Annotated in this window: 22 protein-coding genes and 1 riboswitch; of the genes, 18 read left to right on the top strand and 4 right to left on the bottom strand. The window is 68.7% G+C overall.

From position 1 onward, the window contains the following. The gene (locus ST3T6A_RS0106590) at window positions 1-1,017 is read right to left on the bottom strand and encodes an alcohol dehydrogenase (RefSeq protein WP_019832117.1); all 1,017 of its coding nucleotides are present in this window, start codon (window positions 1,015-1,017) and stop codon (window positions 1-3) included. Window positions 1,018-1,224: 207 nt separating this feature from the next. Between ST3T6A_RS0106590 and ST3T6A_RS0106585 the strand changes: the two genes are divergently transcribed. The 5 genes from ST3T6A_RS0106585 to ST3T6A_RS0106565 all read left to right on the top strand — a co-directional run bounded on the left by ST3T6A_RS0106585 (window position 1,225) and on the right by ST3T6A_RS0106565 (window position 5,454). After that, on the top strand, window positions 1,225-1,635 hold the full coding sequence (locus tag ST3T6A_RS0106585; protein WP_019832116.1) for an organic hydroperoxide resistance protein: 411 nt from the start codon (window positions 1,225-1,227) through the stop codon (window positions 1,633-1,635). A gap of 64 nt (window positions 1,636-1,699) precedes the next feature. After that, window positions 1,700-2,206 (top strand): DUF1097 domain-containing protein, encoded by a 507-nt coding sequence (locus ST3T6A_RS0106580; protein WP_019832115.1) that lies wholly within the window; start codon window positions 1,700-1,702, stop codon window positions 2,204-2,206. 15 nt (window positions 2,207-2,221) lie between these two features. Further along, complete coding sequence (locus ST3T6A_RS0106575; protein ID WP_019832114.1) at window positions 2,222-2,695, top strand: DUF6130 family protein; 474 nt, start codon at window positions 2,222-2,224, stop codon at window positions 2,693-2,695. A gap of 21 nt (window positions 2,696-2,716) precedes the next feature. Then, complete coding sequence (locus tag ST3T6A_RS0106570; protein WP_019832113.1) at window positions 2,717-3,754, top strand: alpha/beta fold hydrolase; 1,038 nt, start codon at window positions 2,717-2,719, stop codon at window positions 3,752-3,754. A 116-nt stretch (window positions 3,755-3,870) separates the two neighbouring features. Next, entirely contained in the window at window positions 3,871-5,454 is a 1,584-nt protein-coding gene (locus ST3T6A_RS0106565; protein WP_019832112.1) for an ABC-F family ATP-binding cassette domain-containing protein, read from the top strand. 6 nt (window positions 5,455-5,460) lie between these two features. On the opposite strand, the gene ST3T6A_RS0106560 is transcribed toward ST3T6A_RS0106565, so the two are convergent. After that, window positions 5,461-6,846 (bottom strand): RNB domain-containing ribonuclease, encoded by a 1,386-nt coding sequence (locus ST3T6A_RS0106560; protein ID WP_019832111.1) that lies wholly within the window; start codon window positions 6,844-6,846, stop codon window positions 5,461-5,463. 106 nt (window positions 6,847-6,952) lie between these two features. On the opposite strand from ST3T6A_RS0106560, the gene ST3T6A_RS0106555 reads away from it, so the two are divergent. Then, window positions 6,953-8,752, top strand: coding sequence for a gamma-glutamyltransferase family protein (locus ST3T6A_RS0106555; protein ID WP_019832110.1), 1,800 nt, complete (start codon window positions 6,953-6,955; stop codon window positions 8,750-8,752). Here the strand turns inward: ST3T6A_RS0106555 and ST3T6A_RS19500 are convergent. Beyond that, on the bottom strand, window positions 8,746-9,432 hold the full coding sequence (locus tag ST3T6A_RS19500) for a cell wall hydrolase (protein ID WP_019832109.1): 687 nt from the start codon (window positions 9,430-9,432) through the stop codon (window positions 8,746-8,748). The two genes, ST3T6A_RS0106555 and ST3T6A_RS19500, sit on opposite strands and share 7 nt — an antisense overlap. Window positions 9,433-9,578: 146 nt before the next feature. On the opposite strand from ST3T6A_RS19500, the gene ST3T6A_RS0106545 reads away from it, so the two are divergent. From ST3T6A_RS0106545 to ST3T6A_RS0106510, 8 genes are all read left to right on the top strand, one after another. Beyond that, entirely contained in the window at window positions 9,579-9,833 is a 255-nt protein-coding gene (locus ST3T6A_RS0106545) for a type II toxin-antitoxin system Phd/YefM family antitoxin (RefSeq protein WP_019832108.1), read from the top strand. Beyond that, complete coding sequence (locus ST3T6A_RS0106540; protein ID WP_019832107.1) at window positions 9,833-10,330, top strand: PIN domain-containing protein; 498 nt, start codon at window positions 9,833-9,835, stop codon at window positions 10,328-10,330. The genes ST3T6A_RS0106545 and ST3T6A_RS0106540 overlap by 1 nt, the downstream gene beginning before the upstream one ends. A 3-nt stretch (window positions 10,331-10,333) precedes the next feature. Continuing rightward, on the top strand, window positions 10,334-11,866 hold the full coding sequence (locus ST3T6A_RS0106535; protein ID WP_019832106.1) for a tryptophan halogenase family protein: 1,533 nt from the start codon (window positions 10,334-10,336) through the stop codon (window positions 11,864-11,866). Window positions 11,867-11,897: 31 nt separating this feature from the next. Then, window positions 11,898-12,389 (top strand): DUF421 domain-containing protein, encoded by a 492-nt coding sequence (locus ST3T6A_RS0106530; RefSeq protein WP_019832105.1) that lies wholly within the window; start codon window positions 11,898-11,900, stop codon window positions 12,387-12,389. A 103-nt stretch (window positions 12,390-12,492) separates the two neighbouring features. Further along, window positions 12,493-13,239: a hypothetical protein gene (locus tag ST3T6A_RS0106525; protein ID WP_019832104.1), complete on the top strand. Its 747-nt coding sequence runs from the start codon at window positions 12,493-12,495 to the stop codon at window positions 13,237-13,239. Continuing rightward, window positions 13,236-14,408 carry a M48 family metallopeptidase gene (locus ST3T6A_RS0106520; protein WP_026359486.1) on the top strand — a complete coding sequence of 391 codons (1,173 nt, stop codon included), beginning with the start codon at window positions 13,236-13,238 and terminating at the stop codon, window positions 14,406-14,408. The genes ST3T6A_RS0106525 and ST3T6A_RS0106520 overlap by 4 nt, the downstream gene beginning before the upstream one ends. A gap of 10 nt (window positions 14,409-14,418) precedes the next feature. Then, window positions 14,419-14,991 (top strand): hypothetical protein, encoded by a 573-nt coding sequence (locus tag ST3T6A_RS0106515; RefSeq protein ID WP_019832102.1) that lies wholly within the window; start codon window positions 14,419-14,421, stop codon window positions 14,989-14,991. Between the two features lie 71 nt (window positions 14,992-15,062). Further along, window positions 15,063-15,452, top strand: coding sequence for a nuclear transport factor 2 family protein (locus ST3T6A_RS0106510; protein WP_019832101.1), 390 nt, complete (start codon window positions 15,063-15,065; stop codon window positions 15,450-15,452). Between the two features lie 7 nt (window positions 15,453-15,459). Here the strand turns inward: ST3T6A_RS0106510 and ST3T6A_RS0106505 are convergent, their stop codons facing one another. Then, window positions 15,460-16,521 (bottom strand): class I SAM-dependent methyltransferase, encoded by a 1,062-nt coding sequence (locus ST3T6A_RS0106505; RefSeq protein ID WP_019832100.1) that lies wholly within the window; start codon window positions 16,519-16,521, stop codon window positions 15,460-15,462. Between the two features lie 141 nt (window positions 16,522-16,662). Continuing rightward, window positions 16,663-16,902: riboswitch (cobalamin riboswitch) on the top strand. A 172-nt stretch (window positions 16,903-17,074) separates the two neighbouring features. Here ST3T6A_RS0106505 and ST3T6A_RS0106500 point away from each other — a divergent pair. From ST3T6A_RS0106500 to ST3T6A_RS0106485, 4 genes are all read left to right on the top strand, one after another. After that, window positions 17,075-19,240 (top strand): TonB-dependent receptor, encoded by a 2,166-nt coding sequence (locus ST3T6A_RS0106500; protein ID WP_019832099.1) that lies wholly within the window; start codon window positions 17,075-17,077, stop codon window positions 19,238-19,240. A gap of 31 nt (window positions 19,241-19,271) precedes the next feature. Then, window positions 19,272-20,690 (top strand): PepSY domain-containing protein, encoded by a 1,419-nt coding sequence (locus ST3T6A_RS0106495; protein ID WP_019832098.1) that lies wholly within the window; start codon window positions 19,272-19,274, stop codon window positions 20,688-20,690. Window positions 20,691-20,993: 303 nt separating this feature from the next. Then, window positions 20,994-22,778 (top strand): glycosyl hydrolase, encoded by a 1,785-nt coding sequence (locus ST3T6A_RS20780; protein WP_019832097.1) that lies wholly within the window; start codon window positions 20,994-20,996, stop codon window positions 22,776-22,778. Between the two features lie 82 nt (window positions 22,779-22,860). Further along, window positions 22,861-23,991 (top strand): FUSC family protein, encoded by a 1,131-nt coding sequence (locus ST3T6A_RS0106485; protein WP_019832096.1) that lies wholly within the window; start codon window positions 22,861-22,863, stop codon window positions 23,989-23,991. Window positions 23,992-23,999: the final 8 nt, after the last annotated feature.

Raw genomic sequence — 23,999 nt, 5'->3', positions numbered from 1 at the left:
TCAGTCCATCTTCAGCACGACGCGGAAGCGCGCCTTGCCGCTCATCATGTGATCATAGGCGGCCTGCGCCTCCGCGAAGGGATAGATTTCGTTCATCGAGCCGATGGCGTGCAGCTCGCTGAAGCGCAGCGTATCCTCCGAATCCGCCGACGTGCCCGAATACCAGCCCTTCACGCCCGCGCTCTTCATCAGAAGCTCGATCGGGTTGATGCTGATCGGGCCGGTCGCGCCGATCAGCACCATTGTGCCGCCAGCGCCCAGCCCGCCGACGATCGCCTGCATCGCATCCGCATTGGTGACGGTGGCGATGATCGCCCTGGCGCCGCCCATCTTCTGAAGCGCCTCGGCGGGATCGTCGGCCGCGCTGTCGATATAGTCGTGTGCGCCGAGCTTCCGGGCGAGCGCTTCCTTGTCCCGCCCGCGATTGACCGCGACCGTGCGGAAGCCCAGCCGCGCCGCGAACTGGATGCCGAGATGGCCCAGCCCGCCGATGCCCTGCACCGCGACGAGATCGCCCGCCCGCGCGCCCGAATTGCGGATCGCGTTGAACGTCGTGATGCCCGCGCACAGCAGCGGCGCGGACTCGACCGAGTCGAGCGACGCCGGCACCCGCGCCAGCGCCGAGGCGTCCGCGATCATGTGCGTCGCATAGCCGCCGTCACGCGACACGCCGGTCGCGCCATGGACATTCTCGCAGGCGAAGGCCTCGTTGCGGCGGCAATGGCCGCAATAGCCGCAGGAGCCCGGAAACCAGCCCACGCCGACGCGCTCGCCGGTGCTCCATCCGTCGACGTCCGCGCCGATCGCCTCGATCGTGCCGATCACTTCATGGCCGGGGACGCGGGGATATTCGATGCCGGGGAACAGCCCCTGCACCGTCACCGAATCGCTGTGGCAGACGCCGCAGGCATGGACCCTGATCCGGACTTCGTGGCGGCCCGGCTCGGGAACGGCCCGTTCCACCAGTTCCAGGGAAGCACCGGCCTGCGGAACGATCATCGCGCGCATCGTCGACATAGCGTCATCTCCTGCGAAGGGGCGAGGTGGCTATAGCGCGATTGCCCGCCCGCGGCAGCGTCGATTCCGGGCAGGAACGCCGTTCCCGATCGGGAAGGCGGAAAATAAATCGCATGCGATTGTTTTGAGGGTTGACGCAGCGTATCGGCCAGGCTTAGTAAATCGCATCCGATCTGATCGGACACGATTTACTAAGGAGTGACGGACATGACTGACACGATCCTCTACATCGGCCGCACCCACACTACCGGCGGCCGCGACGGCAGCGCGAAGAGCAGTGACGGCTGGCTGGACATCCGTCTGTCGCCTCCGGGCGGCGCGGGTCAGGGCACCAATCCCGAGCAGCTCTTCGCCGCCGGCTGGTCCGCCTGCTTCATCGGCGCGATGGGCCTCGCCGCCCAGGCGGCGGGCGTGAAGCTCCCGGCCGACACCGCGGTCGACGCCGAGGTCGATCTGGGCAAGGGCGACAATGGCTACTTCCTCCAGGCCCGCCTGAACGTGAGCCTGCCCGGCATCGATGCCGGCACCGCCCGCGCCATCGTCGATCAGGCGCACCAGACCTGCCCCTATTCCAAGCTGTCGCGCGGCAACATCGCCGTGGAGATCACCCTGAACTGACATCCCTCCCCCCGTGCGGGCCGTCCCCCTCCGGCCCGCACACCCCTTTCCCCGGAGAAACCCGATGCCGGCTCACCCCCTCAAGGATATCCGCTTCCACGCCGTCTCGCTGGTCGTCGCCGTCGTCGCGGGCGTTGCGACATACGGCACGCTCGCGGTGATGCTGCCCGCCTCCGCCATGTTCCTCGGCTGGGTGGCGTACAACCTCGCCGGCGCCTCGGCGCGGGACAATCTGGCCGATCTCGGCTGTTTCCTGCTGGGCCTCGCCTTCGGGATCGGAACGGCGATCGCGATCAGGCTCCTGACGCCGACGCTGGGCGACGCCGCCACGCCGCTGGCCGTCTCGGGCGTGGTCGTCCTCGTGCTGAGCCTGCGGACGCTGGCGCCGCTCAACAATCCGATCGCCTATTTCCTCGGGCTGACGAGCTTCTTTTATTCGGGCCTTGCGCCCGTCGCCTCGACTTACGCCATTCTGGCATGTGCGGCCGTTATCGGTGCGGCCTCCTGCGCCGCAGCCACCCTCTTGCAGGCGGCCGTCCAACCGCAGGCCGAAACCGAAGCGCAGGGCTGAACAGGGAGAGCATCCATGGCACGCAACATGACACTCCGCACGCTGGGGCTCGCTACGCTCCTCCTGCTGCCGGCGACGGGCGCGGTCTGCGCTCAGACGGCGGGCGAAGTCCTCGGGCCGGCCGGGGTCGTTCCCCTCACCGAGCCGCAGCCGCCGGCCCGCATCATCGTCGATCCGCCGCTTGCCGGTCCGCTCGCCGAGGGCATGGTGTTCATCCAGTATCGCGCCGAGAATCTGCGCATCGAGCCGGTGTTCGGCCCCAAGGCGCTCGACGTCACCCCGCGCATCGGCCACATCCACGTCTCCGTCGACGGCGCGCCGTGGCATTGGGCGGACGCCAGCGGCGAACCGCTGATCCTCGTCGGCCTGCCCGCTGGCCCGCACAGCGTGGAAGTGATCCTCGCCAATGCCAACCACCAACCGCTAGACCGCAAGACCGTCCGCTTCACGGTGCCGCAGACCGGCACCCAACCGCACGACGCCCACTAAGAGCTTCGCAGGAGACCCGCCATGACGACCCTTCCTTCGGACCAACCCGCCGATCCGAGCCGCCGCAGCTTCTTCGGCCTGGCCGCGATAGGCGTCGCGGCGCTCCAGCTTGGCGGTATCGAGGGCGCGGCCCGCGCCACCGTCGCCGCCACGCCGGCCGGCTTCCCCCCGCTCCGCCAGATCGACGCCGGCCCGCTCAGCATCGGCTATGTCGACATGGGCCCGGCGGACGGCGCGCCGGTGCTCCTCTTCCACGGCTGGCCCTACGACATCCATGCCTTCGTCGAGGTGGCGCCGCTGCTGGCGAAGGCGGGGCATCGGGTCATCATCCCCTATCTGCGCGGCTCCGGCAGCACGGTCTTCCGCTCGGCCGACACGGTGCGTAACGCACAGCAGGCGGCGCTCGCGCTCGATGCGATCGCGCTGATGGACGCGCTCAGGATCCCCAAGGCGCTGCTCGCCGGCTTCGACTGGGGCGCGCGCACCGCCGACATCGTCGCCGCGCTCTGGCCGGAGCGGTGCGCGGGCCTCGTGTCGGTGAGCGGCTATCTGATCGGCAGCCAGCACGCCAACGCCACGCCGCTGCCCCCCAAGGCGGAGCTGGCCTGGTGGTATCAATTCTACTTCGCCACCGAGCGCGGCAAGCTCGGCTATGAGCAGAACCGCCACGACTTCAACAAGCTGATCTGGCAGCTCGCCTCCCCGCAATGGCATTTCGACGATGCCACCTACGAGCGCACCGCCCGCTCCTTCGCCAATCCGGACCATGTCGCGATCGTGATCCACAATTATCGCTGGCGCCTCGGGCTGGCCGAGGGCGAGGCGAAATATGACGCCTATGAGCAGAAGCTCGCCACGGCGCCCGCCATCGTGGTGCCGACCATCACCATGGAAGGCGACGCCAACGGCGCCCCCCACCCGGAGCCGGCCGCCTACCGCGCCCGCTTCACCGGCCGCTACGAACATCGCCTGATCCGCGGCGGCATCGGCCACAACCTGCCGCAGGAGGCGCCCGCCGCCTTCGCCGAGGCGGTGCTGGCGCTGGCCCACCCCGCCTGACTTGCCCCATGGGGGCGGCGGCCTTAGTCTGCCGCCCTCGCTTACGGAGTGCCCGAAGATGGATCTCACCCTGACCGCAACGCCGATCCGCATTGCCGCCAGGGGAATCTCCATCCATGCCCGCCTCCATTTCCGTCTCGCATCTCGCCTGGTCCACGCCTGACGGCCGGGCCGTCCTCGACGATCTCACGCTCGATTTCGGCCGCGAACGCGCCGGCCTCGTCGGCCGCAACGGCGTCGGCAAGTCGACGCTGCTTCGCCTGCTGACGCGCGAGCTGGAGCCTTCCCGAGGCACGGTTCGCGTGCAGGGCACGATCGGCACGCTCCGCCAGATCGTCCAGCTTTCGCCGCGGGAGACGCTGGCCGACCTGCTCGGCATCGCCGACGGGCTCGCCCTCCTCCACCGCGCCGAAGCGGGCGGCGCCACCCTCGACGAACTGGAGGAGGCCGACTGGACGCTCGAAGCCCGCGCCATGGAGGCGCTGGCGCAGGTCGGGCTCGATCTGCCGCTCGATGCGCCGCTCGTCCGTCTGTCGGGCGGGCAGCGGACGCGGGCGGCGCTGGCGGGAGCGATCTTCGCCGCGCCCGATTTCCTGCTGCTCGACGAGCCGACCAACAATCTCGACCGCGACGGGCGGCAGGCGGTGCACGATCTCCTCCAGGACTGGCGGGCGGGCGCGATCATCGTCAGCCATGATCGCGAGTTGCTCGACACGATGGACGCCATCGTCGAGCTGACCACGCTTGGCGCCCAGCGCTATGGCGGCAACTGGAGCCGGTATCGCGAGCGCAAGGCGATCGAGCTGGCGGCGGCGGAGCAGGACCTCGCCTCGGCCGAGCGGCGCGTCGCGGAGGTGGCCCGCAAGGCCCGGATCACGACCGAACGGCAGCAGCGCCGCGACGCCACCGGCAGCCGCCAGGCCGCGAAGGGAGGCATGCCACGCATCCTGCTGGGCGCGCGCAAGGAGCGGGCCGAGAACAGCGGCGGCGGCAATGTCCGCCTCGCCGACCGGCTGCGCGCCGACGCCTCGCTCGCGCTCGATCGGGCGAAGGAGAAGGTCGAGAGGGTCGAAACCTTCTCGGTGCAGCTCGCCCCCACCGGCCTTGCGCCAACCCGCGAGGTGCTGGCGCTCGACGATGTAACGGCGGGCTATGATCCGGCCGAACCGGTCCTGCGCAACCTGTCGCTCAAGATCGTCGGGCCGGAGCGGGTCGCCGTCGTCGGGGCCAACGGCTCCGGAAAATCGACGCTGCTGCGCGTCATCACCGGCGATCTCGCGCCCTTCTCGGGCCGGGTGGCGATCCACGTCCCTGCCGCCCTGCTCGATCAGCGGGTCGGCCTGCTCGATCCCGACGAGACGATCGCGGAGAATTACGCCCGCCTCAATCCGGGCGTCGACGAGAATGGCTGCTGGGCCGCGCTCGCCCGCTTCCGGTTCCGTGCCGAAGCCGGCGACCGGCGCGTCGGCACGCTGAGCGGCGGGCAGACGCTGCGCGCCGGGCTCGCCTGCGTGCTGGGGAGCCCCACGCCGCCGCCGCTCCTGATGCTCGACGAGCCGACCAACCATCTCGACATCGAATCCGTGATGGCGGTGGAGGCGGGTCTGCGGGCCTATGACGGCGCGCTGCTGGTGGTCAGCCACGACGCCGCGTTCCTGGAGAATATCGGCGTCACGCGCCGGCTCTCGCTCGATCCGTGACGAAGCCTAGCCGGCCGCCTCGAAGCGGATCATCCGCCGCGCCATGTCGACACCGTCCAGCTTCACGCGGATCGTGTCGCCGGGATGCAGCCCGTCCGTCGCCACCCGCGCCACGACCGGGCGATCACAGAGCTGGATGCGCGCGCCGCGATCGTCGATGTCGGTCACGGTGGCGGTGAACAGCTCGCCTTCGTGATCCGCGAGCAGCACGGTCTCGGCGAGATCGATCACGGCGCGCTCGATCTGGCCGGAGCGGGCGTCGGCGCGGGCCATCACGGGAGGAAGCCGCTCGAACGCGGCGCTCACGGCATCGGGCACGGGCTGGCCGTTGGCGACCGCCAGCGCGGCGCGGATCACATAGCGGTCGGCGAGCCTGCGGAGCGGAGCGGTCGCCTGCGCATAGGTCGCGGCCATCGCCGTGTGCCAGGGCGTCACGCCGTCGCGATAGGGCGCGTAGGAGGCGCCGTTCCCCGCGCGACGGATCGCCAGCATGAAGGCCGCCTGCCTGGGGTCGTTGGCGCTCAGCACCTGCGAGAACTGATCGAGCGACTGCCCGGCGGGCCAATCGAGCCCGAAGGCCTCGGCGGTGTGGCGCAGCCGCGCGATCGCGCCGGGGTTCGGCCCGGCCATCACGCGGAACAGCCCCGTGCGGTGCGCCTGAAGCGCGTCGGCGACCGCAAGGTTGGTCGCGAGCGACAGCGCGGCGTTGCGATCTTCCGAGATGCGACGGGGCCGGAAAGCCAGCCTCAGCCGGCCGTCGTCGCCCCGCGCGACCTCCTGTTCCGGCGGATCGACACGGGCCGCGCCGCGCGCCGTCTCAGCGGCGTCGATGCGGCGGGCGAGTTCCTCGAAATCGGGCGGCAGGTCTTCGGGCGTCACCGTCTCATAGGCGAGCTTGGCGGCCGAGCGGATCACCGCGCGCTCCGCCCCCTCCAGCACAGACTTGCCGTCACCGCCGACGCGCACCGTGAAGATCACCGCCGCCCTGTCCCCGTTCGGCAGCAGGCTGGCGGCCTGCTCGCCGAGGATCGGCGGGTGGAGGCCAGCCTTGCCGTCGGGCAGGTAGAGCGTCTCGCCGCGCGTCCATGTCTCGGCGTCGATCGCATCGCCGTCGGTGACGAACCACGCCACGTCGGCGATGGCATAATGGAGCAGGATATCGCCCCCCGCCTGCTCGATCGCGAAGGCCTGATCGAGGTCGGTCGAGGACGCCGGATCGAGCGTGACGAAGCGCATCGCGGTGCGGTCGGCATGCTCGGTGAAGGGGCGGCACGCGGCCGCCTCGGCGGCGGCGAGCACGGCGGGCGGGAAGCCCGCTGGCACCTGGAACTCGGCGCGGAGCGCGGCCAGTCCGTCCGCCAGCGCGCGATCGGGATCGACGATCGTTTTCATGGAGCCTGCATGCCGCCTGCGCCACGCAATGGGAAGGGCCGCTTGCCTGCCGGGCAATCGCCGCTAAAGCTCGTGCGGCATCTCCGGGGGGAAATGGAGATCGACCTTGCGCCGCAGACAGTTTCTCGCCTCGCTCCCGGCCGCCGCGATGGCCGCGCCTCTCCTCGCGGAGACGCTGCCGACGTTCGAGCCCGCCGGCGCCGAACGCTTCATCCGTCCTGACGTCCATGCCGGCGACCGTCCGGTCGGCGCCAGCTTCGCCTCGCGCAGCGCGGTCTACGGCACGCACGGCGCGGCGGGCTCGGCCCAGCCGCTGGCGACGCTGGCCGCGATCGACATCCTCAAGAAGGGCGGCTCGGCAGTGGACGCCGCGATCGCGATGAACGCCTGCCTCGGCGTGCTGGAGCCGACCTCGTCCGGCATCGGCGGCGACTGCTTCGCGATGCTGTGGGACCCGAAGGCGAAGAAGGTGATGGGCCTCGCCGGATCTGGCGGCTCGCCGCGCGGCTTGAGCCTCGAAACCGCCCGCTCGCGCGCGAAGAACGGCGCGCTGCCGGCGCTGGGCGCGATTGCGGTGTCGGTGCCGGGCGCACTCGATGCGTGGTGGATGCTCCACCAGCGCTACGGCAAGCTGAAGTGGGCCGAGCTGTTCGAGCCCGCCATCGGTTACGCCAGCGAAGGCGTGCCGGTGCCGGAGATCATCGCCTATTATATCCGGCGCAACCTCAAGGCCTTCCTCCGCCCCGGCTCGGGCGTCGAGGAGACGGCGAATGCGGTGAAGACCTACGGCCTCGGCCATGGCGGGCCGGAAACGGGGCAGATCTTCCGCAACCCCGACCTCGCGCACACCTACAAGCTGATCGCTGAAGGCGGTCGCGACGTCTTCTACAAGGGCGAGATCGCCAGGACGATCGACGCCTATTTCAAGCGGATCGGCGGCTGGCTGCGTTACGAGGACTTGGCCGCCCACCATGGCGAGTGGGTCGAGCCGCACCAGACCGACTATCGCGGCGTCACCGTCCACGCGCTCGGCGCCAACACGCAGGGCGTCGCCACGCTCCAGATGCTCAACATGCTGGAGCATTTCGATATGCGCGGCGCGGGCTTCCAGTCGCCGCTGTCGATCCATCTCCAGGTCGAGGCCAAGCGCCTCGCCTATGAGGACCGCGCCCGCTACTATGCCGATCCGCACTTCTCCAAGGTGCCGGTCGAGTGGCTGATCTCCAAGGAGTACGCCGCCGAGCGCGCCAAGCTGATCCGGCCGGACCGCATCCTCACCCCCGTCTATCCGGGGCAGGCGCCGAGCCATGGCGATACCACCTATTTCTCCTGCGCCGACAGTTCGGGCATGATGGTATCGATGATCCAGTCCAACTTCCGCGGCATGGGATCGGGGCTGGTGGCGGACGGGCTGGGCTTCATGTTCCAGGATCGTGGCCAGCTCTTCAGCCTGAAGGACGGCCATCCCAACATCTACGCGCCCGGCAAGCGGCCGTTTCAGACGATCATCCCCGGCTTCGCCACCGTGAAGGGCGCGCCGTGGCTCGCCTTCGGCGTAATGGGCGGCGACATGCAGCCGCAGGGCCAGACCCAGATCATTGTCAACCGCACCGATTACGGCCTCGACGTGCAGGCGGCCGGCGACTCCCCCCGCTGGCACCATGAAGGCTCGTCGCAGTCGATGGGCGAGGATTCGCCGGGAATGCCTGCCAACGGCCTGCTCCGCCTCGAAAGCGGCGTGCCGGAGGCGACCAAGGCCGCGCTCGCCAATATGGGCTGGACGCTCGGCGCATCGGATGGCGGCTTCGGCCGCTACGAATGCGTCGAGTACAAGCCCGACCAAGGCCAGCTCGTCTACGCCGCCGCGTCCGAGATGCGGGCGGACGGCTGCGCGCTCGCCTATTGAGGCGGGCCGTACTGGATCGGGGAACGCAGGTGCGGCCGGTAGAAGATGTGGCTGTGCACCTGCGCGATCTTGTCGAGCGAGCCCTTCCAATAGGGCACGATCCAGTTGGCATGATAATGGGTCGCGGTGCCGATGGGCGCGAAGACGGCGCCGCCGAGCGCCCGCTTCGCCTCCTCCCGCGCCGCTTCCCAGCCCTCATGCTCGGGGCGGCGGGCCTGCGATCCGTCGCAGGTGAAGGAGAACTGGCACCCCGTCACGCGTGACGCGCCCTGATAGACCACGCCGCACACGGTCTTGGGATATTGCGGCAAGGCAAGCCGGTTGAGCACCACCTGCATCACCGCCTTGCGGCCCCGCTCGTCGCTGCCGGCCTCGTAGATCGCGGCGGTGGCGAGGCACTGGATGGCCTGCTCGCGCGCCGCCGGGGTGCCCCGGAAATGGAAGGGCCGGGCGGCGTGGGGATGATCGTCCGCGAAGGGCGTGGCGGCGTTGATGGCGCGCGCCTCCTCGGCGGTGAGATGATGCGGCGGTGCCGGCGGCGGAGCGGGCCGCCAGTCGCGCGTCGCCAGCCACGCCCCCACCACCGCTATGGCGAAGGCGGACAGCACGAGGATTTCGAGACGCGTCCAGCGGTTCGCGCGGGACGTCTTCCTCCCTTTCCGTCTCGCGCGCGTCGCCATGCCGCCCGATTATCGAGTGGGCCACGCCTCGCCAAGGCCCCAGACGACCGGGCGCCTCCATCGCCTGCCCCGACGCTGGCGCATTTCTGTTGCTGCCACGCCATGGGGTAGTAACGTGCCTACAGGAGGAGCCGGGTCAGGAAGCGATGAAGATCGTCAGCAGCCGCGATTTCAATCAGGATGTGAGCCAGGCGAAGCGCGCGGCGCGGATCGAGCCGGTGTTCATCACCGATCGCGGGCGGCCCACCCATGTGCTGATGAGCATCGACGCCTATCGCCAGATGAGCGGCCAGACCGAGAGCATCGTCGACCTGCTCGCCATGCCCGCTCCGGCGGAGGCCGGCCCGGACGACCCGCCGCGCTCGACCACCGTGTGGAGCCGGCGCGGGGCGGCCGACTGATGTATCTGCTGGACACCCCCGTGCTGGTCGATCTCGGGCGCGCCAAGGCGGGCAAGGCCGATCCCGGCCTCATAGCCTGGGCGGGCAGCGTGTCACGGCAGACATTGTTCATCTCGGCGCTCACCCTGCTGGAGCTGGAGAATGGCGCCCGCCCGTCGCGCAAGCCGGGCAAGGCCGCCGGGGCCGCGCTCCGCCCGTGGATCGACGAGCAGGTGATGCGCGCGTTCGAGGGGCGCATCCTGCCCGTCGACGCAGCCGTCGTTCGCCGCAGCGGGCAGCTCGCCTATGCCGACGCCCGCGACGGCCTGCTCGCCGCCACCGCGATCGAGCACAAGCTGACGCTCGTCACGCACCAGACCGCCGCCTTCAAGGGCGGGCGGATCAAGCTCCTCAATCCGCGCGGCTATTCCGCCGAGGACGAGGATGACGGCGACGACTGGCGTCAGGCAGCACGCACCGGGCCGGCATGGCTCAAGAATCTGTTCGTGAGGGCTTAGGGCATGCGCTCGATCCTGATTGTCGGCGGCGGCACCGCGGGCTGGCTGACGGCGGCCTATCTCGCCCGCTTCCTCGACCTCGCCGACCATCCGCACCGCCAGATCACGCTGCTCGAATCGCCCGAAATCGGCACGATCGGTGTCGGCGAAGGCGCCTTCCCGACGATGCGAAGCACGCTGCGCTTCCTCGGCATCGACGAGACCCGCTTCATCCGCGAGACCTCGGCCACCTTCAAGCAGGGCGTCTGCTTCACCGACTGGCTGCACGCGCCGCAGGACGGGCAGCGGCATCGCTATTTCCACCCCTTCGAGGCGCCGCTTTATGCCGATGCGCCGGGGCTCGTCCCCCACTGGCTGCGGCAGGACAAGGCGACGCGCCCGCCCTTCGCCGAGGCGATGACCATCCAGAACCGCGTCGCCGAGGCCCGGCGCGCGCCCAAGGGGCCGGATGAAGAAGCCTTCACCGGGCCGCTCAGCTACGCCTACCATTTCGACGCCGGGCAGCTCGGCCGCCTGCTCGCCGAGCGCGCCATGGAACTGGGCGTGCGGCATGTGCAGGACCGGCTCGACGATGTGGTGCTCGATGCGGAGGGCCATATCGATCATGTCGTCAGCCGGGAGCATGGGGCGCTCAAGGCGGACCTCTACATCGATTGCTCGGGCTTCCGCGCGGAGCTGATCGGGCGGGCGCTGGGCGTGCCCTTCCGCTCGGCGCGGCGCTATCTGTTCACCGATCGCGCGATCGCCTGCAAGCTGCCCTATGACCGGCCCGACGCGCCGCTGCCGAGCTTCACCATCGCCGCCGCGCACGAGGCGGGCTGGACATGGGACATCTCGCTCGCCGGGATGCGCGGCCTCGGCTGCGTCTATTCGAGCGACCATATGGACGACGCCCGCGCCGCCGCGACGCTCAGCGCCTATGCGGGCGACCGCATCGACGAGGTCGAGACGCGGCTGCTGTCGTTCGAGCCCGGCTATCGCGAGCGGCAATGGGCGGGCAATTGCGTTGCCGTCGGGCTGTCGGCGGGCTTTCTGGAGCCGCTGGAATCGACCGGCGTGGTGCTGATCGAGGCGGCGGTGGCGATGATCGCCGAGCTGTTCCCCCACCACGGGCCGATCGACGCGCCGGCCCAGCGCTTCAACACACTGATGGCCGCGCGGTTCGACAATATCATCGGCTTCCTCAAGCTGCATTATTGCCTCAGCCGGCGCGAGGAGCCTTTCTGGCGCGACAATGCCGACCCCGCCTCCATCCCGGACCGGCTGAAGGAGCTGCTCGACCAGTGGCGCCACCGGCCGCCCAATCGCTATGACTTCATCCTCGATCTCGAGAGCTTCGCCTTCTTCAACTATCAATACATCCTCTACGGCATGGAGTTCGCGACCGATCTCCCCTCCGAAGCCACGGACCGCGCCGCCATGCGCGCGGCCGAGAAGCTGCTCCTCAAGATCCGGCGCTATGGCGAGCGCGCGGCGGACGACCTGCCCTCCCACCGGCAACTGATCGACCGCATCAACGGACAGGCCGTTTCATGAACCAGCCGCCCCGCGCCGCGTTCAGCGCCGGATGGAGATGCTTCATCTTGTCATAGGCCCCGATGGCGGCGGCGGCTCGATCGCGCAGATCTGCGCCCGGACCCTGATCCTCTTCCTGTTCGGGCTGCTGTGCATCCGGGTCGCCGGGCGGCGGACCTTCGCCCAATATGCCCCGCTCGACATCATCGTCGCGATCGTGATCGGATCGAACATCAGCCGCATGATGACCGGCAAGGCGAGCTTCTCCGCCGGCATCATCGCCACATTGCTGATCGTGCTTCTCCATCGCGGGCTGGCGATGCTGGGCCAGCATTGGTCGCTGCCCGGCCGGCTGACCAAAGGCGAGCCGGTCGTTCTCGTCCGCGACGGCCGGGTCGATGAGGAAGCGCTCCGCCGCCACGAGCTCAGCCCCGGCGACCTGCGGGAGGCCCTCCGGCTCGAACAGGTCGAGACCCCCGCCAACGTCGCCCTCGCCACGCTGGAGAGGGGCGGCAAGATCAGCGTGGTCAAACGGAAGACATGAGGGCCGTTAAAGTCAGGCGAAACCAGATGCCCCACGATTGACGGCAACAACCCCTCGCCCGCGCCGGGAACCGGATAAGGAGAGGGCGACGTGAGGGGGGCTCATGGCATTGACATCATTCCGGCGGGCGGTGGCGCTCGCGCTCATCCTGCTCGTCTCCACGCCGTCGCTGGCGCAGGAGAAGACGGGCAGGAAGGAGGGCTTCATCCTGAAGCCCGGCACCGTGCGCATCATGGTCATGCGGCCGATCATCCAGGTCGGCGCGCAATCGACGGGCGGTCTGTACGAACCCAATGCCGACTGGACGCAGCAGGCCCGCGACAACCTCGCCAGCGCGCTCGCGGAAGCCCAGTCGAAGCTCGGCAACCAGGTGATCGGCTATGCGGAGGGGTCGACCGGCGAAGGGCCGCTGGTGACGCAATATGCCCACCTGTTCAGCGCCGTGGCGGATTCGGTCATCGAATATCAGTTCTTCGTCGGCAACCGGCTGGAGACCAAGAAGCGCGCCGGCAGCTTCGAATGGGGCGTCGGCGACGGCATCGCCCGGTTGAAATCCCTGGAAGGGGCGGACTACGCGCTCTTCATCACCACGCATGACGAATATGGATCGACCGGCCGCAAGATGTTGCAGGTCGTCGGCGCGCTCGGCGGGGTGGGGATCACGTCGGGTGTCCATATCGGCCATGCGGGGCTGGTCGACCTTCGGACGGGCGACCTGGTCTGGCTCAACGCCGATCGCCAGATGGGCGGCGATGTGCGGACGCCCGAGGGCGCGGCGAAACGGGTCCGCGAATTGCTGGCGGGCTTCCCCGGCAAGCCGGTCGATATCGCCAGCGCCGGCAAGCCATGAGGCGGCTTCTCCCGCCCCTCGCGCTCATGGCCGGGCTCTGCGCGCCCGCCATTGCCGAGCCGCTTCCCACGCTCCCGCCCTACACCGCCGCCTATGAGCCGACGACCGTTGACGAGCGCGGTCAGTGGATGATGGCCGACGAATATGAGCGGGAGCTTCGCGACAGCCCCCGGCGCATCCGGGACGGCGGGATCGAGGCCTATGTCCGCTCGGTGCTGTGCCGCGCGGTCGGGGCGGAGCGCTGCCAGGGCGTGCGCGTCTATGTGATGGAAGTGCCCGCCACCAATGCCTCGATGATGGCGAACGGCGCGATGCAGGTCTGGTCCGGGCTGTTCCTGCGCGTCCATGACGAGGGGCAGCTCGCCGCCGTGCTCGGCCATGAGTTCGCCCATTTCGAGCTGCGTCACGGCGTGCGGGGCTTCAAGGCCAAACGCGGGACGACCGATGCGATGGCCTGGCTCCAGGTGCTGGGCGGGATCACCAACACCTCGGTCCGCGACGTGCAGACCACGCTCGTCGGGTCGCTCTACCGCTATGATCGCGATCAGGAGACGCAGGCCGATCTGCTGGGGCTGCGCTATCTCGCCGCCTCGGGCTATCCGGCGGGGTCGGCGGCGGCGGTCTGGCAGTCGATGATGGCCGAGGAGGATGCCCGCGCCGTCGGTCATGGCCAGCGCCCCGGCCAGAAATATGCATCCGGCTTCCTCGACGACCACCCGACCAACCTCCACCGCGCCACCGCGCTTGCCGAGGAGGCCGCCAGGCTGCCGGCGGGCGGCGATGCGCGGGCCGACGCCTATCGCAAGGCGATCGCGCCGCTGCTGCCCCGGCTCCTCTCCGCGCAGGTGAAGATCAACGATTTCGGAGGGTCCGACTATATCCTCTCGAGTCTCGCGACGGCGGACGGCGGATGGAGCGCGGAGCTGCTCTATGCGCGGGCGGAGCTGTTCCGGCTGCGCGGCCAACCGCGCGATCTTCAGGTCGCGTCCGGGCTTTACCGGGACGCGCGCGCCGCCGGCTATGCCGGGCCGGAACTGGACCGCAATCTCGGCCTCGCCCTGCTGCGCAACGGACAGACCGACGAGGGCCGCACCGCGCTCTCCGCCTATCTCGCCGCATCGCCCGGCGCATCCGATGCGCGCGCCATCGCCGCCCTGATCGCCAACTGAGGTGCCTCCGATGAAAGCCATCGCCGCTCTTGCGCTGCTGAGCCCCGTGCTGCTCGCCAACACGCTGGTCTTGCCCGGCCCGCACGGCGCGATCGCGCGATCGAAACTGTCGGCAACGCCGGTCACCGAATGGAACAAGCTTCGTCGCAATGACGGCACGCACACCGAGATTTGGACCATCGACGGCGACGCGCTCAACAAGGTCACCTTCTTCGCCGCGATCGGATCGGGGCGGCCGCTGATGCGCGAGGTCCACAAGCGGCAGACCCCGCTGCCCCATGTCTCGACGACGATGCTCATCACCGACATCCCCGCGCTGCTGGAATCGACCTATCGCAGCCAGTTCGCGGTGGACCATATGCAGATCGACGCGCAGGAGCCGGCGCTGGTCGCCGGGCACAAGGGCATCCACTTCGCCTACAGCCTCACGCGCGCCGACGACGAGGTGGAGCGCAAGGGCGAGGGTTTCGGCGCGATCATAGGCGGGCAGCTCTATATGGCGACCTACGAGGCGCCGGCGCTCTATTATTTCGACAAGGACGTGGCGAAGTTCCGGGCATTGGCTGCCTCGCTCACGCTCTGACAGCGCCTCTTCACCGGAGACAGGCAGGACGGTATCGGAACGGCGGACGTCCCTTTGCCGAAAGCCTCTCCATGGCCTCCCCCGCCGATCTCGCCATCCGTTTGCGCCGCGCCGCCTTCAATCGCGCGCTGGCGGAGGGAGACCTCAACGCCATCGGCCCGCTGCTCGCGCCGAATGCCGTCCTCGTGGCGGGCACGGACAGCGCTCTCCTCTCCGGCCGCAAAGCGCAGCTCCTCGCCTGGAAGCGCGAGTTCGCCGCCGCCGAGCGCCCGGTCTATACGCGCACGCCCGAGAGTATCCTCGTCTCTCCCGTCGAGCCGATCGCCCTCGAACAAGGCCAGTGGCAGGGTGTTGCCGCCGCGACCGGCCAGCCGCTCGCCTCGGGCGCTTACAGCGCGAAGTGGCGCGAGATCGGCGGCGAATGGATGATCGAGGCGGAAATCTACCTCACCCTCGCCTGACTGCCCCTCAGCGCGCCTCCAGCACCATGTTGAACGGGCCTTCGGTGGCCCGCCTCACGCTTGCGAACCCAGCCTCCCGGATCAGCGCACCGAGCCGTGCCTCGCCCGCCTGCGCGCCCAGCGCCGCGCCCACCTCCTGATCGAGCGAGGTCGGCACGCAGATCATCGTCGAGGCGTTGTAATAGAGGCGGCCGACCGGGTTCATATTCTGGCCCGGCGTGTCGCCAGCGATGGGCTCGACGATCATCCACGTCCCGTCCTCGGCGAGGATATCCCACATATGGGAGGCGCATCCGGCCGGATCGCCCATGTCGTGCAGGCAATCATACATGGTGACGAGGTCGTAATTGCCCTCGGCTATCTCCTTCGCCTTGGCGACCTCGAAGCGGACGCGATCGGCGAGGCCATGCGCCTCGGCGTGACGGCGCGCCTCCTCGATCGAGGGCTCGTGGAAGTCGTAGCCGGTGAAGCGGCTCTCGGGATAGGCCTCGGCCATCAGCAGCGTCGAGAAGCCGACGCCGCAGCCCACGTCCGCCACGCGCGCGCCGCCGCGCAGCTTCGCCTCGACACCCGCCAGCGCCGGTATCCAGTTCTGGACGATATTGTTGACATAGCCCGGCCGGAAGAAGGCGCCCGTCGCGCAGAACAGGCAACCGGCATGATCGCCCCAGCGCACCCCGGTGCCATGGCGAAAGCACTCCTCCACCTTGCCCTCCGCCTCGATCATCGCCGCGACTATGTCGAAAGCGCCGGCGAGATAGACCGGGCTGTCGCGCACGGTGAACACCATCGCCTGCTCGGGCGAGAGGCTGAAGCGATCGCTCGCCGGGTCATAGTCGAGATAGCCGTTGGCGGCCTGCGCCAGCGCCCATTCGCGGACATAGCGCTCGTGCAGCCCGCCCGCCCGCGCGGCGAGTTCGCCGGCCGTCGCGGGCTCGCGTTCGAGCGCGTCGAACAGGCCCAGCCGGAGCCCGATGCGGACGGTCGGGACGCTCATCCCGCCGCCCAGATCGGTGAGCATCTTGCCGATGAACGCGTGCAGCTTCGTATCGTCCGGTGCGGCGGCCATGGGGCGCCCCCTTCGCTGGACTCGGTGGTTCCGGATACGCCGGCGCATCCTATCAAGCGAGCCTCCAATCCGCGAGGACATTTCGCGAAGACGGTTGCGCTGCCGATACGGCCCCGATAACGACGGGCTCGCGGGCCTTCGGGTCCGCAAGATCGCGCCGGTGCCCCGGGAGGGGCTTAATAGGGAACGCGGTGCGGGTGGTTCGCCGCCCCAATCCGAGGCTGTCCCTGCAACTGTAAGCGGTGAGCGCGATGCATATCGCTCCTCCTCCGACGAGGGGCAGCCACTGGGCCGGACGCTAAGTCATGCGAGGCCTGGGAAGGCCATGCATCGACGCGATGACCCGTGAGCCAGGAGACCTGCCGGCGTCTGGTCGCTCTTGCCTGGTCCAGGGGATGGCCGAGGCACGGTAGTCTTTCCGTCGAGCGACGACGTGTGCGGTGGGGGCCGCATGGGCAGTCGTGTCGGCCGCGATGGCGTCCGGCGGGCGCGATCGCCGCCGCGTCACGCGGTTTGGCCCCGGCCGGTTCGCCTGACGCCCGGGACCTGAACGATGTCGTTTGCCAATACGCGCCTTGCGCTTTCCTCCACCCTCCTGCTGCCCTTCGCCGCGACGCCGCTCCATGCGGAGACGGCGCCGGACGGCATCCTCGTCGTCGGCCAGTCCGAGCAGGCCGCGCTCACCACGCCGGACAGCACCGGCAGTCGCCTCAACCTCACCCCGCTCGAAACGCCCGCCAGCATCGCCGTGCTCGACGGCGACACGATCCGCGCGCGGGGCGACCTCTCCATCGTCGAGGCCGAGAGCCGCGCGCCGGGGATCACCAGCGTCGCGAACCTCGGCAATGGCGGCACCGCGCTTGCCGCGCGCGGGTTCAACGGGCAGGGCTCGGTGCTCCAGCTCGTCGACGGGGTGCGGCTGTTCCCGGCGGCGGGGACGATCACCTTCCCGACCGATCCGTGGATGGTCGATCGCATCGACGTGCTGAGCGGACCTGCCTCCGTGCTCTACGGGCAGGGCGCGCTGGGCGGCGCGGTCAATGTGCTGATGCGCAAGCCCAACACCCGCCGCACCGAGGCGGAGGGCGAGATCGGCTACGGCTCGCAGAACACGTTCCATGTCGCGGCGGGCGTCGGCGGGCCGGTGGACGAGCGTCTCTCCTACCGCGTCGACGCCAGCTATCGCCGGTCGGACGGCTATGTCGATCGCGGCGGATCGCACAGCCTCGCCCTCTCCGGCACGCTGCGCTGGGCGCCGACCGACACGCTCGTGCTCACCGCGCGCGACGATTATGGCGATCAGCATCCGATGAAATATTTCGGCACGCCGCTGATCGACGGCCATCTCGACACCTCGATCCGCCACCGCAACTACAACGTCGCCGACGCGCATATCCGCTTCGAGGACAATCGCACCACGCTTCAGGCGGACTGGACGCCCTCCGATACGATCAGCCTCACCAATCAGGCCTATCGCCTGACCAGCAAGCGCGCGTGGCGCGATCTGGAGAGCTATTGCTGGGTCGGCGCGGACGGCTTCTGCCCCAACGGCTATAATGGCGATCCGGCGACGCCGGGCAGCATCTTCCGCACCGACAATCTCGGCATCGGTCATGACCAGACCCAGTGGGGCGATCAGGGCAGCGTCACGCTTAAGACGCCGATCGCGGACGGCATCCGCAACGATTTCGTCGCGGGCTTCGACGTGAACGTGATCAAGCTCACTTACTCCAACGATTTCGGCTCGGACGTGCAGGAGAGCGAGGTTGATCCGCACCAGTTCGATCCGGGCCTGTTCCTCGACACGCAGGGCATGGCGCCGCGCTATCGCACCCGGACCAACGAATATGCCTTCTTCGCCGAGGACCGGCTGAAGTTCGGCGAGCATTTCTCGGTGGTCGGCGGCGTGCGGTACGAGCATGACCAGATCCGCCGCTGGACCATCGACTATCCGGCGGGCGACGGCCGGACCGAGAGCTTCGTGCTCGACAAGCGGCTCCACAACACGACGTGGCGCGTGGGCGGCGTCTACCAGCCGATCCCGACCGTCTCGCTCTACGCCCAATATGCGACCGGCGTGGACCCGCTCGGCACGCTGACCACCTATTCCACCGGGCAGGTGCAGTTCAGCAACGCCACCGGCGATCAGGTGGAGGTCGGCGCGAAGGCGAGCTTCCTCCATGGCCACGGCACGGCGACGCTGGCCGCCTATCGCATCGTGAAGAAGCATCTGCTCGCCCAGCAGACGCTGACCAGCCCGATCGAGCAGGTCGGCCAGCGCTCGGCCAAGGGGATCGAAGCGGCCGTCTCGCTCGACCTGCCGCGAGGCTTCGGCATCGACGCCAACGGCACCGTCCTCGACGCGCGGTTCGACGACTTCCTCTCCGGCGGGATCGACTATCACGGCAAGACGCCGCCCAACGTGCCCGAGACGGCGGCCAACCTCTGGCTGCGCTGGAACGCCACACGCAAGCTCCAGGCGCGCGCTGGCCTTCGTTATGTCGGGCGGACCTATTCGGACAACGCCGATCAGTTCCGCATCCCCGGCTATGCCACCGTCGACGCCACCCTCTCCTATGCGCTGACGCAGCGGCTGGCGCTCGACGTCCATGTCACCAACCTGCTCGACAAGGATTACGCCACCACCACCTATAACGATCAGCAATGGATCCTCGGGCGTCCGCGCTCGGTGGACGTGACGCTCCGTGCCGGCTTCTGAGGCCGCGCGGAGGCGGCCGTCGCCGGGTCGCGTGGCCCGGCGCTGGCTGTACCTGACGCACCGCTGGATCGGCATTGCGAGCTGTCTGCTGTTCGCGATGTGGTTCGTCTCAGGGCTGGTGATGATCTACGTCCCCTACCCCTCGCTCTCGCCGGCCGAAAGGCTGGCGGGGGCGGACCCGATCGACTGGAAGGCGGTGACCGTGCCGCCTCCCGTCGACCACGCCCATCCGCCCGAGAGCCTCGCGCTCGAGATGCGCGACGGCGTGCCCGTCTGGCGCGTCACCGAATTGGACGGCACGCGGCGAACGGTCGCCGCGACGGAGGGCGCGCGGCTGGCACCCGTCGATGCGGCGCTGGCCGCGCGGGTCGCGGGTCGTTTCGGCCATGCGCCGGTGGCGGGCGTCGAGACGGTCGAGCGCGATCAGTGGACCGTCGCGGGCGGCTTCGACCGCCACCGGCCGCTCTGGAAGGCCCGTCTCGACAACCGGGCGAGGACGGAGCTGTACGTCTCCTCCTCCACCGGGGGCGTGGTGCAGTCCACGACGCGGTCGGAACGGTTCTGGAACTGGCTGGGATCGGTGCCGCACTGGCTCTACCCGACCGTGCTGCGCCAGGACGGGGCGGCGTGGCGGCAGGTGGTGCTCTGGGTGTCCGGCCCCTGCATCGCGGCGGCGCTGGCGGGGATATGGATCGGTATCCTGCGCACCCGGATCGGACGACGACGCTTCCAGCACGGACGGATGACGCCCTATCATGGCTGGATGCTCTGGCATCATGTCGCGGGCATGGTGGGCGGGCTGTTCCTGCTGGCATGGATTTTCAGCGGCTGGCTGTCGGTCGACCCCGGGCGGCTGTTTCGCGAGAGCGAGACCTCCGACACGGCGATGCGTCTTTATGCCGGCGTGCCGTTGCCAGCCATTCCACTGGAACGGCTGCGCCCGGTCGCAGCCGGCGCGCGGATGGTGCAGGTCACGACGGAGGCCGGCCTGCCGAGGCTCTCGATCTTCCGTGCGGATGGCACGCGCGACGTGCGGGACGCCGCGACGCTGGCGCCTGCCCCGCAGGAAGAAGCGGCGATCGAGCGGGCTGCCGGTCCGCTCGTCCCCGCAGGCCGTCTGGTCCGGGCGGAGCGCCTGACCGCGCCCGATGCCTATTGGTACGAGGTCGGCGGTCTTCCGCGCCTGCCCGTGCTGCGCCTCCGCTTCGACGATCCGGCGCGGACGTGGCTCCATGTCGATCCCGGGACCGGGGAAATCCTCGAACGTCTCGACGCGCGGGGCCGCGCCTATCGCTGGCTGTTCGATCTCCTGCACAAATGGGATCTGAATCTGCTGACGCTCCATCGGCCGCTGTGGGATGCGCTGCTCTGGCTCCTGTCCGCCGTCGGTCTCGTCACCTCTGTGAGCGGCGTCTGGATCGGCTGGAGGCGCCTCAAGCGTCGCTCCTAGCGCCTTTCCTCCTCGCGGCGGGCGTCCGCCGCGAGGCATTCTCGCGACACAACCCAAGAAATTCAGGGACTTTACACAAGTTAAGATCCACTTCTTCACATCCATTCAAAGTGTGATTCGATGACATTAAAACGGATGCGTAACATTTTATGCGCGATCTTCAGAAGATCACCGGACCTATTCTTCTAATCTCCACTCAACTCGCCGCAAAACGCCGTACCTAATGCGACATTAACCATATATGGAAAGGACGTCTGCACCGTCCAGACGGCAGAGAAAGCTCAAATTTTCGAGCGGACGGACATGTATCTCAAAGGACTGTATATCGGCAACACGCCGTCGGACCTGACGACGGCGGAGACGGCGCTTGGCGGCCCTGTCGACATGGTGGCCCTCCAGACAGGCCGTGCGAGCTGGTCCGACTGGATCGGCAGCATCAAGTGGGAAATCGGCAACATGGCAGGCGTGACGGCCGGCCATGACGTGCGCTGGTCGATCCCGATGTTCGCCAACGGCGGCAATCTCGCAGCCGCCGCCTCGCACCAGTATGACAGCTATTATGTGCAGGCCGCCAAGGCGCTGGTCGCGGCCTATGGCACGCAGAACCCGATCGTCGTCCGCACCGGCGAGGAGTTCAACGGAAACTGGTTCCCCTGGGCCGCCAAGGGTCAGGAAGCGGACTTCGCGCAGGCCTATCGCAATTTCGTCGACGCCTTCCGCTCGGTCGCGCCGAACTTCAAGTTCGAGTGGAACGTCGCGAACGGCCAGACCGGCACCGATGTCGCCAAGGCTTATCCGGGCGACAATTATGTCGATTATGTCGGCACGGACTTCTACTGGGATTCCACCCAGAGCTGGAGCACGAAAGACCCGGTTTCTGCGTTCAACTACTACAAGAACACCAGCTATGGCCTGCAATGGCTGGAAGACTTCGCCGCCAACCACGGCAAGCAGACCGCCTATAGCGAGTGGGGCGTCAACTCGCCCGATGCCAGCCAGTATCTGCAACTGGTGAAGCAGTGGTTCGACAGCCACAACCCGGCCTATGAAATCTATTGGGATTCCAATGCCGACTTCAAAGGCCTGATCACCGACGGCAGCTATGGCGCGGCGTCGACCACCTTCATCCAGCTCTTCGGCGGCGGGCACGCGGATACCATCGTTGCCGATGTCATCCCAGGCCAGATCATCGACCATTCGACGTCTGCGGAGGATTTCTTCCTGCAAGGCACGGACGCCGACGACACTGTGACGGTCGGCTCCGGCTCCAGTTATCTGCTCGGCGGTGGCGGCAACGACCATCTCGTCGCGGGAGACGGCAACAACCATATCTACGGCAACGCCCCCACTGCCCCGCAGGGCACGGTGGACGGCGCGGACACGATCACGGTCGGCGCGGGCTCCAACTATATCAACGGCAATGCCGGCAATGACGTCATCACTGTTGGCCTCGACGGGAGCACGGGAAGCAACCGCGTGCAGGGCGGACAGGGCAACGACCAGATCGTGCTGAACGGCGCCGGCGCCAACAGCGCCAACGGCAATCTGGGCAACGACGTGATCGACGCCCACGCGGCCACCGGCAACAACCTGCTGCGCGGCGGACAGGGTAACGATCAGATCCTCGCCGGCCACGGCCATGACATGCTCAGCGGCGACCTCGGCGACGACACGCTGGTCGCCGGCCTGGGCGCAGATCACGTCACGATCATGACCGGTGGCGACGGGGCCGACCTGTTCGACTTCAGTGCCCTCGGCTCGGCGACGATCGCGACCGTCGCCGGAGGTCATTATTATCAGGAGATCACCGACTTCGCGCACGGCACCGACCACATCGCCCTGCCCTTCGCGGTGAGCGACGTGTCCCACGGCACGGCCTCCACCGCCAACGCGGCGGGCGCGGAGGCCCTGCAATTGCTGGCCGCCCACGGCGCGACTCCGGGCATCGCGGCGGTGCAGGTGGGCTCCGACACCTATCTCTTCTACGAGCAGGCCGGCAGCACTGCGCTGGACGGCGCGATCAAGCTGGACGGCGTTTCCGCCGCGACCATCTCGGCGGGGGATTTCGCGACGGCCGGCGTGCACTGAGGGCTGGCACATCCGGAGCGGCTGGTAGCGGCGCCCGATTTTGCGATAGCATTCGCCATTGGCCGGCGCGCGGCGGCATCCTATGGCCGGGCTTGTGATGCCGTCCGCGCCACCCCTCGTCCGCCGCCTCGCCGCCGAGATGCGTGCGCTCGTGACGCCGGGGCCGCGGCTGGTCGACGAGGTGGAGTGCATCCTCTCGGTGCTGCTCGCCATCCTGTTCGCGCATCTGATCGGTGCACGGAACGTGAGTTGGGCGGCCTTCTCCGGCTATATGGTGATGCGCAGCCGGCTGTCGGAGAGCCTCGTCCGCGGAGCGCTGCGCATCATCGGCACGGGGCTGGGCGCGGGCATCGCATGGCTGCTGGTGCCGATGGTCGCGCATTCGTCGATCCTGACGTCGATCGCGGCCGCGTCGATCGGCGGGATCACGCTCTATGGCGCGCTGACCCACCGGCGCGCTTATGCGTGGCTGTTCGTCGGCCTCACCTTCGAGATGATCCTGCTCGACAGCATCGAGCATCATAGCCGGATGGTCAGCGAATTCGTGGAAACGCGGCTGCTGGAGGTGGTGGCCGGCACCGTCGCCTGCCTGATCGTCAATCTGATCTCCCAGGTCACGGCGCGGCGGCGCTGGCCGGCGGGGCCCAGTCCGGCGCCGCAGATGGCCGGCGGCTGGCACCCCAATGCCGCCCGCCATGCCGGTCAGGCGGCGCTCACGCTGGCGCTCATCCCCTGGCTCTGGGCGTGGCTGCACATCCCCGAGCTGGCGCAGAGCGCGATCACGGTCATGGCGGTAATGCTGGTCCCCATCTCCAACATGGGCGCCGCGAGCTTCGCGACGGTCAGCCACCGCCTCCTCCAGCGCATGGCGGGCTGCCTTGCGGGCGCAACGCTCGCCGGGGCGATGGTGATCGTGGCGCACGGCAGCCCGCCCGCGCTGATCCTCGGAACCGCGCTCGGCGTGCTGATCGGCCGCCATATCGAGAATGGGAAGACCTGCCTCGCTTATACCGGCACCCAGTTCACGCTGGCGATCCTCGTCACGCTCGTGCCCGACAGCTATCTCCACACCGCGACGGCCCCCGCCTGGGACCGGCTGACCGGCATCCTGATCGGCATGGCGCTGCTGGAGCCGGTGCTGCTCGCCTGGCACCTGCTCCGCCCCGAACCGCAGGCCCATGCCGGCGTCGGGCAGGGCTCGCTCGACGCCTGACGGCTTCG

This window comes from Sphingomonas sp. PR090111-T3T-6A, assembly GCF_000383095.1.
Lineage (GTDB): Bacteria > Pseudomonadota > Alphaproteobacteria > Sphingomonadales > Sphingomonadaceae > Solisphingomonas.
Note: the sequence above shows the minus strand (reverse complement) of the source record. Positions and strands in the feature narration are given on the sequence as shown.

What these genes read in the sequence shown, in the direction of transcription:
- ST3T6A_RS0106590 (WP_019832117.1), bottom strand. Translation starts at nt 1,017, where the DNA reads ATGTCGACGATGCGCGCGATGATCGTTCCGCAGGCCGGTGCTTCCCTG.
- ST3T6A_RS0106585 (WP_019832116.1), top strand. Translation starts at nt 1,225, where the DNA reads ATGACTGACACGATCCTCTACATCGGCCGCACCCACACTACCGGCGGC.
- ST3T6A_RS0106580 (WP_019832115.1), top strand. Translation starts at nt 1,700, where the DNA reads ATGCCGGCTCACCCCCTCAAGGATATCCGCTTCCACGCCGTCTCGCTG.
- ST3T6A_RS0106575 (WP_019832114.1), top strand. Translation starts at nt 2,222, where the DNA reads ATGGCACGCAACATGACACTCCGCACGCTGGGGCTCGCTACGCTCCTC.
- ST3T6A_RS0106570 (WP_019832113.1), top strand. Translation starts at nt 2,717, where the DNA reads ATGACGACCCTTCCTTCGGACCAACCCGCCGATCCGAGCCGCCGCAGC.
- ST3T6A_RS0106565 (WP_019832112.1), top strand. Translation starts at nt 3,871, where the DNA reads ATGCCCGCCTCCATTTCCGTCTCGCATCTCGCCTGGTCCACGCCTGAC.
- ST3T6A_RS0106560 (WP_019832111.1), bottom strand. Translation starts at nt 6,846, where the DNA reads ATGAAAACGATCGTCGATCCCGATCGCGCGCTGGCGGACGGACTGGCC.
- ST3T6A_RS19500 (WP_019832109.1), bottom strand. Translation starts at nt 9,432, where the DNA reads ATGGCGACGCGCGCGAGACGGAAAGGGAGGAAGACGTCCCGCGCGAAC.
- ST3T6A_RS0106545 (WP_019832108.1), top strand. Translation starts at nt 9,579, where the DNA reads ATGAAGATCGTCAGCAGCCGCGATTTCAATCAGGATGTGAGCCAGGCG.
- ST3T6A_RS0106540 (WP_019832107.1), top strand. Translation starts at nt 9,833, where the DNA reads ATGTATCTGCTGGACACCCCCGTGCTGGTCGATCTCGGGCGCGCCAAG.
- ST3T6A_RS0106535 (WP_019832106.1), top strand. Translation starts at nt 10,334, where the DNA reads ATGCGCTCGATCCTGATTGTCGGCGGCGGCACCGCGGGCTGGCTGACG.
- ST3T6A_RS0106530 (WP_019832105.1), top strand. Translation starts at nt 11,898, where the DNA reads ATGGAGATGCTTCATCTTGTCATAGGCCCCGATGGCGGCGGCGGCTCG.
- ST3T6A_RS0106525 (WP_019832104.1), top strand. Translation starts at nt 12,493, where the DNA reads ATGGCATTGACATCATTCCGGCGGGCGGTGGCGCTCGCGCTCATCCTG.
- ST3T6A_RS0106520 (WP_026359486.1), top strand. Translation starts at nt 13,236, where the DNA reads ATGAGGCGGCTTCTCCCGCCCCTCGCGCTCATGGCCGGGCTCTGCGCG.
- ST3T6A_RS0106515 (WP_019832102.1), top strand. Translation starts at nt 14,419, where the DNA reads ATGAAAGCCATCGCCGCTCTTGCGCTGCTGAGCCCCGTGCTGCTCGCC.
- ST3T6A_RS0106510 (WP_019832101.1), top strand. Translation starts at nt 15,063, where the DNA reads ATGGCCTCCCCCGCCGATCTCGCCATCCGTTTGCGCCGCGCCGCCTTC.
- ST3T6A_RS0106505 (WP_019832100.1), bottom strand. Translation starts at nt 16,521, where the DNA reads ATGGCCGCCGCACCGGACGATACGAAGCTGCACGCGTTCATCGGCAAG.
- ST3T6A_RS0106500 (WP_019832099.1), top strand. Translation starts at nt 17,075, where the DNA reads ATGTCGTTTGCCAATACGCGCCTTGCGCTTTCCTCCACCCTCCTGCTG.
- ST3T6A_RS20780 (WP_019832097.1), top strand. Translation starts at nt 20,994, where the DNA reads ATGTATCTCAAAGGACTGTATATCGGCAACACGCCGTCGGACCTGACG.
- ST3T6A_RS0106485 (WP_019832096.1), top strand. Translation starts at nt 22,861, where the DNA reads ATGGCCGGGCTTGTGATGCCGTCCGCGCCACCCCTCGTCCGCCGCCTC.